The organism is Acinetobacter sp. UBA3106 (assembly GCA_002365595.1).
Lineage (GTDB): Bacteria > Pseudomonadota > Gammaproteobacteria > Pseudomonadales > Moraxellaceae > Acinetobacter.
In genome coordinates this window covers 17,869-30,424 of sequence record DFAM01000014.1, presented here as the reverse complement: position 1 = coordinate 30,424, position 12,556 = coordinate 17,869, and the positions used below count along the sequence as shown (strand labels likewise).

Annotated in this window: 11 protein-coding genes; 2 read left to right on the top strand and 9 right to left on the bottom strand. The window is 40.4% G+C overall.

Going from position 1 to position 12,556, the window contains the following annotated elements; genetic code table 11:
• Positions 1–55 precede the first annotated feature (55 nt).
• The 7 genes from cyoE to ppsA form a co-directional block, all read right to left on the bottom strand.
• Positions 56–934: a heme o synthase gene (gene cyoE, locus B4C48_RS06655; RefSeq protein ID WP_291354829.1), complete on the bottom strand. Its 879-nt coding sequence runs from the start codon at positions 932–934 to the stop codon at positions 56–58.
• A 10-nt stretch (positions 935–944) separates the two neighbouring features.
• Positions 945–1,271 (bottom strand): cytochrome o ubiquinol oxidase subunit IV, encoded by a 327-nt coding sequence (locus tag B4C48_RS06650; RefSeq protein WP_291354828.1) that lies wholly within the window; start codon positions 1,269–1,271, stop codon positions 945–947.
• Positions 1,271–1,891, bottom strand: a complete 621-nt coding sequence (cyoC, locus tag B4C48_RS06645; RefSeq protein ID WP_291354827.1) for a cytochrome o ubiquinol oxidase subunit III — start codon at positions 1,889–1,891, stop codon at positions 1,271–1,273. Before cyoC ends, B4C48_RS06650 begins: the two co-directional genes overlap by 1 nt.
• Before the next feature lie 4 nt (positions 1,892–1,895).
• Positions 1,896–3,884: a cytochrome o ubiquinol oxidase subunit I gene (gene cyoB / locus B4C48_RS06640; RefSeq protein ID WP_291354826.1), complete on the bottom strand. Its 1,989-nt coding sequence runs from the start codon at positions 3,882–3,884 to the stop codon at positions 1,896–1,898.
• A gap of 3 nt (positions 3,885–3,887) precedes the next feature.
• Positions 3,888–4,958, bottom strand: a complete 1,071-nt coding sequence (gene cyoA / locus B4C48_RS06635; protein WP_291354825.1) for a ubiquinol oxidase subunit II — start codon at positions 4,956–4,958, stop codon at positions 3,888–3,890.
• A 319-nt stretch (positions 4,959–5,277) separates the two neighbouring features.
• A complete protein-coding gene (locus B4C48_RS06630; RefSeq protein WP_291354824.1) occupies positions 5,278–6,048 on the bottom strand; it encodes an RDD family protein in 771 nt (256 codons plus the stop codon).
• Between the two features lie 101 nt (positions 6,049–6,149).
• Positions 6,150–8,528: a phosphoenolpyruvate synthase gene (gene ppsA, locus B4C48_RS06625; protein WP_291354823.1), complete on the bottom strand. Its 2,379-nt coding sequence runs from the start codon at positions 8,526–8,528 to the stop codon at positions 6,150–6,152.
• A gap of 153 nt (positions 8,529–8,681) precedes the next feature.
• On the opposite strand from ppsA, the gene ppsR reads away from it, so the two are divergent.
• Together ppsR and B4C48_RS06615 are read left to right on the top strand one after the other, a co-directional pair.
• On the top strand, positions 8,682–9,518 hold the full coding sequence (ppsR, locus tag B4C48_RS06620) for a posphoenolpyruvate synthetase regulatory kinase/phosphorylase PpsR (protein WP_291354822.1): 837 nt from the start codon (positions 8,682–8,684) through the stop codon (positions 9,516–9,518).
• Complete coding sequence (locus tag B4C48_RS06615) at positions 9,511–10,356, top strand: hypothetical protein (protein ID WP_291354821.1); 846 nt, start codon at positions 9,511–9,513, stop codon at positions 10,354–10,356. The genes ppsR and B4C48_RS06615 overlap by 8 nt, the downstream gene beginning before the upstream one ends.
• Positions 10,357–10,752: 396 nt before the next feature.
• Here the strand turns inward: B4C48_RS06615 and B4C48_RS06610 are convergent, their stop codons facing one another.
• Positions 10,753–11,307, bottom strand: a complete 555-nt coding sequence (locus tag B4C48_RS06610; RefSeq protein WP_291354844.1) for a flavoprotein — start codon at positions 11,305–11,307, stop codon at positions 10,753–10,755.
• A gap of 20 nt (positions 11,308–11,327) precedes the next feature.
• Positions 11,328–12,257, bottom strand: a complete 930-nt coding sequence (locus tag B4C48_RS06605) for a ferritin-like domain-containing protein (RefSeq protein ID WP_291354820.1) — start codon at positions 12,255–12,257, stop codon at positions 11,328–11,330.
• Between the last annotated feature and the right edge of the window lie 299 nt (positions 12,258–12,556).

The window sequence follows — 12,556 nt, the reverse complement described above, 5'->3', positions numbered from 1 at the left end:
TTGCTATAAACAGAAGGGTATAGGCATAAAAAAAGATAGAGCAGAACTCTATCTTTTAAAAAAATACGATGGGTAGTTGTGGGGCAGTTGAAGTGAAACTAAACAAGAGACTGATGACCGTGATCAATTTGACAGAGAACATAAAATATTGCTTTGCCCATAACTGATCATTTTCAGCTTTAAAACCTTGAATACTCAAATACACCCAGTACAAACAGAAAAGATTCAGTACCACCACATACATCCAATTTGCATAACCATAAATAAATAATCCATTCATGGTAATACAGAACAATACAACGTAGATGAGTGACTCAATCTTGGTACGGTGAATTGATCGTGCTACAGGTAAAATTGGAATCCCTGCATTTTTGTAATCTTCAAAGCGGTAAATTGCAATTCCCCAAGAGTGAGGCATTTGCCAAAGTGCATAACCAATAAAAATAAGTAAAGCACCCATGTCAAACTGATTTGCAACAGCGGTATAACCAATGACCGGCGGAGCCGCACCAGAAATACTACCGACAATGGTTTGGTGAATGGTTGTCCGTTTTGTCCATAAGCTGTAAAAACCAACATATACAACAAAACCAATCACAGCGAATAAGAAAGCGTACTCATTGACCCAGAACCATAAAATACTAAAACCAATGAATCCCAACACAAAGGCATAAACCAGAGCCACAGGAACGGAAATTGATTTTTTAACCATCGCACGATTTTGCGTACGTTGCATTTTTTGGTCGATGTCTTGGTCAATGATGTTATTGACCACACAACCCGATGCCACAACCAGGGTGGTACCAAGAAGGGTAATGAGAAGAAGAAGGAAATCTACAGATCCCTGAGCGGCTAATAAAAAGCCGCCCAGAGTGGTAACGAAGTTACCAAAGAGAATTCCTGGTTTTGTCAGGAATAGATACTTTTTCAGCATGATGACCAGTTTAGATCATCATGTTGTAGTGAAGGTAGTTCATGATCCATACAGAACCAACTAAAAGAATAGCAATGGTTAATACTGTATAGATAAATGCAATCACGTTCCAGCGTTGCTCTGAAGAAGAGTTCATGTGCAGGAAATACATTAACTGTACAAGAATCTGAGCAACTGCAGTAATCGCAATTACAGTAATCAAGATACCGCGGCCAAAACCACCCGCCATGACCATACCGAATGGAATTACGGTCAGGATGACAGACAGAATGAAACCAACAGTATATTGCTTGAAGTTACCGTGTGCTGCACCAGCAGAGTTATGATCGTGACTCATTAGAGAACTCCCATCAAGTAAACTACGCTGAATACACAGATCCAAACGATGTCAAGGAAGTGCCAGAACAAGCTTAGGCAAGCAAGACGACGTGTATTTGGTAGAGTCAAACCATTTTTCTTGATTTGAATCATTAACACGATCATCCACACCAAACCTGAAGTTACGTGAATACCGTGTGTACCTACCAACGTAAAGAACGAAGATAAGAACGCACTTGTACTCGGACCATAGCCTTCATGAACTAAATGATTGAATTCATAAAGTTCCATACCAATGAAGCTGGCACCGAATAGCCAAGTCACAATAAGCCAAATAATAACTTTAGAAGCGTCTTTTTTGTATGCAGCAAGAACAGCAAAACCGAATGTTACAGAAGAGATCAAGAGAGCAAAAGTTTCAGTTAAAACGAAACCTAAAGACTCACCAAAAAGCTCTTTTGCACTTGGAGTACCAACTGGAACATGACTGCTTAATACAGCGAACGCGATGAAAAGTGTCCCGAATAAAATCAAGTCACTCATCAAGTAAGTCCAGAAACCAAAGACGGTGATGTCAGTGTCATCGTGATGATGATGCTCATCATGTCCATGGTTGTCGTGATGAAGTACTTCAGCCATAGTCTTAGTCCTTCTTCAAGTGTTTTTCAAGTTGAGCATAACGTTCAGCTTCAATGCGTTCAACTTCAGCAGCAGGAACATAGTAATCCACTTTCTTGGTGAAAGAAGACACGATGAAGCTGATGATTGCAGCAATGAAGGTTACCGCTACTAACCACCAAATGTGCCAGATTAAAGCAAAGCCCATTACAGTAATGAACATCGCAATAACAAAACCTGCAGCACGGTTGGTTGGCATATGAATATCTTCATACTTAGTAGGTTTAGCGTATGCAATACCGTTTTCTTTATCAGTCCAGAAAGTATCAATGCCATTGATCTTTGGAAGATAAGCAAAGTTATAGAACGGAGCAGGAGATGAAGTCGACCATTCAAGCGTACGGCCATCCCACATATCGCCAGTAATGTCGATATTTTTTTCGCGTTGTAAGAAACCAACCACGATTTGCATAATGAAACATGCAATACCAAGCGCAACAAGAACTGCACCAAACATTGCGATATTTACATAAGGATCCCATTCTGGGTTGTCAAACGTATTCAAACGACGAGTCATACCCATGAAACCAAGGATATAAAGTGGCATGAATGCAAAGTAGAAACCGAAGAACCAGAACCAGAATGCTGCTTTACCCCAAGTTTCATTTAATTTCCAGCCAAACATTTTTGGCCAGTAGAAAATGATACCCGCGAACATTGCGAATACAACACCACCAATAATTACGTTATGGAAGTGAGCAATCAGGAACAACGAGTTGTGTACCAGGAAGTCCGCTGGTGGAACTGCCATCAATACGCCTGTTAAACCACCGATACCGAAAGTCACAAGGAAGCCAAGTGTCCAAAGCATAGGAGTTGTAAAGGTAATGCGACCCTTGTACATGGTGAATAACCAAGAGAAGATTTTCACACCAGTAGGGATGGCAATAACCATGGTCATGATACCGAAGAACGCGTTAACGTTGGCACCGGCACCCATGGTAAAGAAATGGTGAACCCATACAACGAATGACAATACTGTGATTGCTACAGTTGCATACACCATTGACTTGTAGCCAAACAATGCTTTACGAGAGAAAGTCGCAACAACTTCTGAGTAAATACCAAATGCAGGTAATACCAAGATGTAAACTTCTGGGTGACCCCAAGTCCAAATCAAGTTTACATACAACATTGGGCTACCACCCAAGTCATTTGTAAAGAAGTGGAAACCGAAGTAACGGTCAAGCGACAACATTGCAATCGTTGCAGTCAACACAGGGAACGCTGCGATAATCAATACTGCTGTACATAAAGATGTCCAGGTAAAGATTGGCATATCCATAAGTGTCATGCCAGGCGCACGCATTTTAATGATGGTAACGAAGAAGTTAACACCAGTTAAAAGTGTACCCAGACCTGAAATCTGCAGTGCCCAAATGTAGTAGTCCACACCTACGCCTGGAGAGTATTCGATACCTGAAAGAGGAGGATAAGCCATCCAACCAGTCGCAGCGAACTCACCTAGAGCAAGTGAAGCCATCATTAAGCCTGCAGCACCGGCGAATAACCAGAAGCTAAGCGAGTTTAATAATGGGAATGCAACGTCACGTGCACCGATTTGAAGCGGTACAGAGATGTTCATTAGACCAACAACAAGACCCATTGCCACGAAGAAGATCATAATTACGCCATGCGCAGTAAAGATCTGATCGTAATGTTCTGGGTGTAAATAACCTTCACCGCCACCTTTTGCAAGGAATTGCTGAAGACGCATCATGATTGCATCGGCAAAGCCACGCACAAGCATGACAATGGATACAAAGATATACATGATACCAATTTTTTTATGGTCTACAGAGGTGAACCATTCAGTCCACAAGTAGTTCCATTTTTTAAAGTAGGTGATACCCGCAACAACTGCAAGGCCACCTAGGATCATCATAGCAACTGTAACCAGCACGATTGGATCGTGTGGAATTGCATCAGAACCTAACTTACCTAAGAAGCTCATGTCTTATTCCTCTACAGAAGCAGTCGCATGTTCAACATTTACATGAGCTTCAGAAGCGGCAGCTTCGTGACCAGCAGCTGCTGAATGATCAGCACCGTGGTAATTACTCATGTATCTGTTAATCACTGATTCGAACAATTTAGGCTCTACTGAAGAATAATAAGTCACTGGATGTGGCTTAGTTGGATAAGGCTTCAACGCTTCAGCTGCAGCCTTCTCTTCAGGAGTTTGTGCATTCACAACCATTGCTTCGATTTGGTGCTTAGAACGGTTTCCGTCACGTAAGGTTGCAAATTCAGCTTGATCCAAAACAGTTTTTTGAACTGCTTGAGGATTTACTGAAGTACCATTACCTGCTTTAACAGCAGCTACCCATTGAGCGAACTGAGCGTCAGTCACAGAGTGAGCACGGAAATGCATTTGCGAGAAGCCATAACCTGAATAGTTAGAAGAGAAACCGCGATAGCCTTCGGCTGGGCTAGTTTCATCTGCCAAGAAGTTCAAGTGAGTCTGCATACCTGCCATTGCATAAATCTGACCAGACAATGCAGGAATAAAGAACGAGTTCATTGTGAAGTTAGAAGTTAAACGAAGGCTAACCGGAGTTTTTTCTGGGAAGCGGAGCTCGTTAACAGTCGCAATGTTTTGTTCTGGGTAGATGAAGATCCATTTGAATTGTTCAGCAATAACCTGAACAGTTAAAGGTGCTTTATCTGACTCGATTGGACGGTATGGGTCATACTTGTGGGAACCCCACCAAGTTAACCAAGCTAAAATACCAATAATAATGACAGGGATACCCCATACTACAATCTCAATTGCAGTTGAGTGTGCCCATGTTGGTTTATAGTCTGCATCTTTATTCGATGCGCGATATTTCCATCCAAACCACAATGCCATAATTGCTGATGGAATAACCACCAAAAGCATTAAATAAATCGCAGTCATCATCAGGCTACTTTGACCTTCAGCAACTGGACCTTTTGAGTTTAGAAGTACCATATCACCGCCACACCCAGTCAAGAGTGCAGCCATCGCAGATAAAGACAATACAGCTAAAATCGTTTGTCTCATTTTACAACCTCGGTGAAGAGTCCCATTCCCTAATTTAATATGGGGATAGCGATTAAAGTGTCGCATGATTGGAAATGTTTATTTTTCACTTAGAAAATCTAAGCATAGTAAATCCTTCCCAATCATGAGACACCGCTACGTTGTAGGGCATTATGCCTTATATCGAGAAACTAAGCTATATGTAAAGTGGCTTTAAATACCTGTTATAAAAACTGATTTTTTTAGTCGGAATTGAACTTTTATTATATGAATTTTATTTTAATATCAATATTCTGGGGGAAAAACAGGGATATAAAACAATCCCTGTTGAATTGTATGGTTACTGTTTGACCACTTTGGTTTTCGCTAATTTATCATGCAGGGTTTGGCGTTTTTCGCCAATTGCGAATACATGATCAAGAATTGTAATAAATGGCATAAATAGCAAATTTAAAACAATAAAAATAAAGCTGCGTAAAGTGAAAACACGCATCAGACTGGGTTTTTCACCACTGTCGGCATCTACAATTTTAATTTTAGTCAATTTTTTACCGATACTTTGCCCTGATTTTGCTAACATAAATGCCTGAATTCCAAGCATAATGATGATGTATACACACATCGCTTGCCATGCTTCAGCCGGAATTAGAGTAAACAATTGCTGTTGTAACTGCGTGGCCTGAGTTGCACTGTCCGCCGATTGCATCTTTTGCTGAATCTCAGATAACTGGTTAAATTGATCCGGTTTTAGAAAAAAAGAGGGAATCGCTGCGGCGGGTAACCAAAGCAGTAAATCGATAATTTTTGCCAGGATCCGGGTGCTAATTGAAGCGAGTTCATTATTGGATACGGCTCTTTTTTCAACTTGAATTTTACGAATAGTAGAATTTTGCAAAGGTGTTTGCTCAGGGAAAGGGGCAGGAGCTGTATAACCTTCAGGTTGATATACAAGTTTACCTTGGGTTAATTCACCTAAAGCTCTCCATTCGGTCATGCCTTGATGCCAAGCCAAATCTGTAAGCAGCACTTGCTGGCTAGCGAGCATTTGATTTAACTGCTCTAAGGTGTATGGACCAGCTTGTTGATTATTACGAGCCAAGTAAATTTGCATAAATATTAAATCTCAAAACGTAAATTAGGTTTGTAGAGCAAACCCTTAAATTATAGATGAAAAAAAAGACCCAAATGTGGGTCTTTTTTTAACATAGTTTCTTAAGCTTGTTGAGCTTTTTCTTCAGCAAGGAAGAACCAAGTGTCTAAAACCGAGTCTGGGTTTAAAGAAACAGATTCAATACCTTGTTCCATCAGCCATTGTGCAAGATCAGGGTGATCAGAAGGACCTTGACCACAAATACCTACGTATTTGCCAGCTTTACGACATGCATGGATGGCCATAGAAAGAAGTGCTTTAACCGCTGGATCACGTTCATCAAACAGGTGAGAAACAATACCAGAGTCACGGTCTAGACCTAGGGTTAACTGAGTCAAGTCGTTAGAACCGATAGAGAAACCATCGAAGTGTTCAAGGAATTGTTCAGCTAACAACGCGTTAGTTGGCAATTCACACATCATGATTACTTTAAGGCCATTTTCACCGCGTTTAAGACCATTTTGAGCCAACAGTTCAATCACACGTTTCGCTTCAGCTACAGTACGTACGAAAGGAATCATGATCTGAATGTTGGTTAAGCCCATCTCGTCACGTGCTTTCTTCAATGCACGGCATTCAAGTTCAAAGCAGTCACGGAAGTTATCAGAAACATAACGGCTCGCGCCACGGAAACCTAGCATTGGGTTTTCTTCTTCTGGCTCGTACAATTTACCGCCAATCAAGTTCGCGTATTCGTTTGACTTGAAGTCAGACATACGAACAATCACCGGTTTGTCAGCAAAAGCAGCAGCTAGGGTAGAGATACCTTCAACCAGTTTTTCTACATAGAATTCGATTGGAGAAGAGTAACCCGCAGTACGCGCCATAACAGCTGCACGAGTTTCGCGTGGAAGGCTATCAATATTCAACAATGCTTTAGGATGTACACCAATCATACGGTTGATGATGAATTCTAAACGTGCAAGACCAATACCTTCGTTCGGAATTTGAGCGAAGTCAAATGCGCGGTCAGGGTTACCCACGTTCATCATGATTTTGAACGGAAGTTTTGGCATAGATTCGATAGAGTTGCGTTGAATTTCGAAATCCAAAGCACCTTCGTAAATGAAGCCTGTATCACCTTCAGCACAAGAAACAGTTACTTCTTGACCATCAACAAGTACTTCAGTGGCATTACCACAACCTACAATTGCAGGTACACCTAATTCACGTGCAATGATTGCAGCGTGACACGTACGACCACCACGGTTAGTGACAATCGCAGCAGCACGTTTCATCACTGGTTCCCAATCCGGGTCAGTCATATCAGATACAAGTACGTCACCGTCTTGTACCTTGTCCATTTCTTTGATTGAAGAAACGATACGAACTTTACCAGAACCGATACGTTGACCAATTGAACGGCCCTCACACACCACAGTACCTTTTTGTTTAAGCAGGTAACGTTCCATTGTGCCGACATTTTCACGGCTTTTTACAGTTTCAGGACGTGCTTGAACGATATAGATTTGGCCGTCGTCGCCATCTTTCGCCCATTCGATGTCCATTGGAGAACCATAATGGTTTTCAATGATTAATGCCTGTTTAGCAAGTTCTTGCAGTTCGTGATCATTTAACGCGAATTGTTGGCGATCTTGTTTTTCAACATCTACCACAACAACAGATTTACCTGCAGAAGCTTCTTCGCCATAAATCATTTTTTGGTGTTTAGAGCCAAGATTACGGCGCAGGATAGAATGTTTTCCTGCATTTAATAATGGTTTAGACAGGTAGAATTCGTCAGGGTTTACTGCACCTTGAACGACCATTTCACCCAAACCATAAGATGCAGTAATAAACACCACATCACGGAAACCAGATTCTGTATCTAGGGTAAACATTACACCCGCAGCGCCAGTTTCTGAGCGAACCATACGTTGTACGCCAGCAGAAAGAGCAACAACATCATGTGCAAAGTTTTGGTGTACACGGTAAGAGATTGCGCGGTCGTTATAAAGAGAAGCAAAGACTTCCTTAATCGCGATCAGAACGTTTTCGATGCCACGGATATTCAAGAAAGTTTCTTGTTGTCCCGCAAAAGAAGCGTCTGGTAAATCTTCTGCAGTTGCAGATGAACGAACGGCAACCGCGATATCAGGGTTGCCGTTAGATAATTCTGCAAAAGCGGTGCGAACTTCTTTTTCCAGTTCTGCCGTAAGCGGAGTATCGACAATCCATTGGCGAATTTTGGCGCCACTTACTGCAAGCGCATTAACGTCATCAACATTTAAAGTTGATAACTCTGCGTTGATTTTAGCGTTTAGGCCGCTTTGCTCGAGAAATTCACGATACGCAGCCGCTGTGGTTGCAAAGCCACCCGGGACTGATACACCAGCATTAGATAAGTGGCTGATCATTTCACCCAGTGATGAGTTTTTCCCACCAACGAGCTCAACGTCGTGTTTCCCTAATTTTTCTAGACCAATTACGCGCGCTTCCAAAGTTGTTACTCCACTTTTGCAGTATTAATCACTATCTTGGCATGAAATTATAACAAATCGCCTGGCTTTTTGATTTACTCGGCGACAGTCATGTAAGATCGGTTTACTATAAAGATTTTACAGCACTTAGACAAATATTTAAGGAGAATTTTAATGTCAGAAGGTAAACAGATTAAGCGCAGTGTTTTTTTTATCTCTGATGGTACTGCAATTACTGCTGAAACCCTTGGACACTCACTGTTAGCACAGTTTCCTCATGTAGATTTTGACATTCATATTATTCCTTATATTACTTCAGAAGAGGCTGCAATGAATGTTGTAGCTGAAATTAACCAGCGTGCCGATCTGGACGGGCAACAACCTTTGGTGTTTGATACCCTGGTAGACCCTTATGCGCGTGATATTATCAATACTGCAAATGCGGTAAATCTTGATGTTTTTGAAGGGCTTATTGGTAAGTTGTCTGAGGTTTTAGGTACTGCGCCTACAACTTTAGTCGGACAAACCCATGCTGTAACCGACTCTGAGTCTTATAAAGCACGTATAGATGCAGTGCATTTTGCCCTGGATAACGATGACGGCGCTCGTACACGACATTATGACAAGGCTGATTTAATCCTGATCGGGGTTTCCCGTTCTGGTAAAACCCCAACCTCAATTTACCTGTCATTACAGTTTGGAATTCGTGTGGCAAATTATCCACTGACCGAAGAAGACCTGGATGACAACCGTTTACCGGCGGTATTAAGAGCACACAAAAATAAGCTATTTGGCTTAATGATTGATGCAGAGCGACTTGTAGCGATTCGTACCGAGCGTAAAGCCAATAGCCGTTATGCAAGTTTCAGTCAATGCCAGATGGAACTGCGTGCAGTAGAAGGTATTTATATTTCAGAAGGGATTAAATATCTGAACGTTTCTGAAATGTCGATTGAAGAAATTTCAACTCGGATTTTACAGATGACAGGTTTAAAACGTCGTATTGGGTAATTTAAAAAAGGAGTTAAATCAAAGTTTAACTCCTTTTTTTATCATCGAAAATAAAGAGAGTATTTATATGAATAAAGTATTAAAAACAAGAAAAATAGCGCTTTGTTTGGCTGTGGCCAGTCTGATAAATATTCCGGTTTTCGCAGAATCTGTGCAGGATTTTGAAACCCAAATACTCAAACAATATGATCAAAGCCGTTTAACAGACCGTTATGAAAGTGATGGAATTAATCAACAGGCAGCTTTAAAAATAGCCGATTTTATTGAGAGTCATCCGCAAAGTTTTGACTATAATTTTAAAAATCTAACCAGTAAAAACATGATTTCTATCTATTATAGCCCTGATCGAAAGCTTAAATTTTATACATTTGATGTCTCTGCAGGCGGCACAATGCGGGAATTTGAGTCCTATGTGCAATTTAAACAGGGCAAAAAAGTAGTTACTCAGGCAGTGAAGGATGGGGGATTTATCCGATCTGTTCAGCAAACGCAGTTGAACCAGCAAACGGTTTATCTCATTTCCAGTACTTATGTCGGCAGTAGCTGTGTTGGGGCTTATGCTTTACAGGCAGCACACATCAAGAATGCAAAATATAAAGCTATTAATGTGTTTAAAACCAGAACTCAAACCATGAACCATATTAATGTTGATTATGACTGTAATTATTATCCCCAAAATATAGAGCCTTTTAATATGAACCGGCACTATATTCGTATGTCCAAAGAACTTAACCATATAGATATTTTAGTCATCAGACCATCTGGTGAATTAACCCAAAATTATTTGCGTTATCAAAAGACTAAAGATCATTATCAATATATCGGTACGGTAAAATAATATATAAAAAAGAGACATTACTGTCTCATGGCTCATAGCATAGGCTCGTAAGGTTTCGTTAATTAAATAGCTTTGATATGTTTCGACTCTTTGCCTATTCGAAGATTTAAAATCATCTTATAGTCGTTAGAAGCATTTACTGCCGCAGTTTTCAATAAAATCAAATCTCATTTATATAGGCGATCTCTTGCTTTTAAGAGGCCAAAATGAGGATCTTAAAATATATTTTGAATCCCTAAGAAAAGCCTTGGTTATTTATACACAACATCTTGAGCCAGTTTTAAATACTGCTTTAAAAGGCAGCGTAAGGAGGGAGACACTGCGTGTCTCCAAAATCTGCTTTAATTAAACTCTGGAACAGAAATAGCATGACCCTCTTTTTTACTGTTAAAGCGATTAATAGGTCGTAATAATTACATCTATAATATGTTCAACACCTTCCATGCTTTGGATCGCATTTTCAGTAATTTTTACCACAGGCCAGGTAATCAGCTTGCAGTTATCCCGTTGTAGTGCAGTGTAATAACTATCCGATTTGAGAAATATCTTATTGCCAGCTGCCGAATTGGGCATAAGCTGGCGTTTTAACCAGGTATCCTGAACCTGGGATTCCAGATAGCGAATAGCCAATAACGATTTGATGCGGTTATTAAATAAACGACGATTCTTGATAATTAAAGGATGTGAAAGCAGTTTGTGAATGCCTCTTTCAGTTTGCGGCAAAATGAAAAGCGGCATATTTTGAAAGACTTTTACAAATTTTGCAGTATTGCAGATGTGCTCCAGATGCATGACTGTCATTTGGTTGCCCCCCACAACAGCTACATTTAAATCTGTAAAATCAAAGTTTTTAATATCTTCAGCAGCAACAATTTTTCCCTGGAATTTCTGGAAAAAATCGGATGAATTTTGAAAGAACCCATCCAGCGGATTCTTTTTCTTGTTAACCATTTTTATATCCTTTCTTATTTTTACTTCGTTGCAGTTGGTTCTGCAGTTAACTGGTATATCCAAGATGGAACTTTGGGTAAAGATTTTTCTGGAATCTTGTCAGTCATCCTTACCATGATATCGACCGGAATATGGAACCATTTTTGCTTGCGATCGACCACTTTGTAAGCATGAAACTGGATAATCTGATACCAGGGATTACGACGTCCCGCTGCAGTTCGGCCACCAATTCTAGAAAATTTGTTCATTGCAGCATAGAGTTTTTCTTCTGCAAGGCCCAATTTTATAACATTGTCACGCATTTTATTAATTAGCGGTAAATAAGCCAAAATACCGAGCATTATGCGTGGGTCTATGGCTCTGGCAGCCATCTGAGCAAGTTGAATAAAGCTTTTGTTATAGCCTTGGGCTTCCATCACACTAAAACCTACCCCAAGGTGACGTGCTTCATCGCCATTGATCAGTTTAAATGCCTGATGACAAACAGGATCATCGACGCTGTCGAGCAAAAAAGTACATAAAGCACCATCCAGGGCAACTTCCAGCATTGGAATGACCGCACCTAAAATATAGAAGGGCATGTCATCTGCATAACGATCTAACCATTTAATAATCAGGCGCAGATTTTTATTGGGTTTGGGAATGTCATCTTCCAGCATATTCCAGCGTTTCATTAATGCCATTTCTGCATTGGCATGGCGCTGTTCTTCTGCATGAAAGATGGCATACATTTCCGCCAGCACCGGATTGGGCGCTTTTTTTGACATCGCGGCAAAAGCACGTGCACCCACATGCTCAATCCACATTAAATCAGCCATAAATTCTTTGAGATTTGGCCATTGTTCAGCCGTGATCAGCTCTTTTCCTGGGGCAGTCCAGTCAATATCAGATAAAGTCCATTGGGTATTTTTGACCTTATCCAGCATTTTTTCCAAGTCGATTGAAGCCATCCTGTATACCTGTAAAATCATTATTTAATTACAAGTGTATGAAAAAGCCGGGCAATGTAATTTGCCTAAGTGCTTAAACTAGACTGAACATTTTTATCAATGATTTAGTGTGCTGATTTATTGGAATAATTTATTTAACTATTTGATATATAAAAATAAAGACTTGTCATTAGGGGCCAGGTTTTATCTTTAAAATGTATAAAGTTGTTTAAGGATGTGGAAGGATACGATGAAATATAATGGCTTTGATGTCAGTTAATTTTTCCATCTTCCTGTTGTGGACTGGGCACTTCTGTAGA

Bases quoted from the DNA above. Each gene is read 5' to 3' on its own strand.
- B4C48_RS06630 (WP_291354824.1), bottom strand. From the start codon at position 6,048: ATGCAAATTTACTTGGCTCGTAATAATCAACAAGCTGGTCCATACACC.
- ppsR (WP_291354822.1), top strand. From the start codon at position 8,682: ATGTCAGAAGGTAAACAGATTAAGCGCAGTGTTTTTTTTATCTCTGAT.
- B4C48_RS06610 (WP_291354844.1), bottom strand. From the start codon at position 11,307: ATGGTTAACAAGAAAAAGAATCCGCTGGATGGGTTCTTTCAAAATTCA.
- B4C48_RS06650 (WP_291354828.1), bottom strand. From the start codon at position 1,271: ATGAGTCACGATCATAACTCTGCTGGTGCAGCACACGGTAACTTCAAG.
- B4C48_RS06605 (WP_291354820.1), bottom strand. From the start codon at position 12,257: ATGGCTTCAATCGACTTGGAAAAAATGCTGGATAAGGTCAAAAATACC.
- cyoA (WP_291354825.1), bottom strand. From the start codon at position 4,958: ATGAGACAAACGATTTTAGCTGTATTGTCTTTATCTGCGATGGCTGCA.
- cyoE (WP_291354829.1), bottom strand. From the start codon at position 934: ATGCTGAAAAAGTATCTATTCCTGACAAAACCAGGAATTCTCTTTGGT.
- cyoC (WP_291354827.1), bottom strand. From the start codon at position 1,891: ATGGCTGAAGTACTTCATCACGACAACCATGGACATGATGAGCATCAT.
- cyoB (WP_291354826.1), bottom strand. From the start codon at position 3,884: ATGAGCTTCTTAGGTAAGTTAGGTTCTGATGCAATTCCACACGATCCA.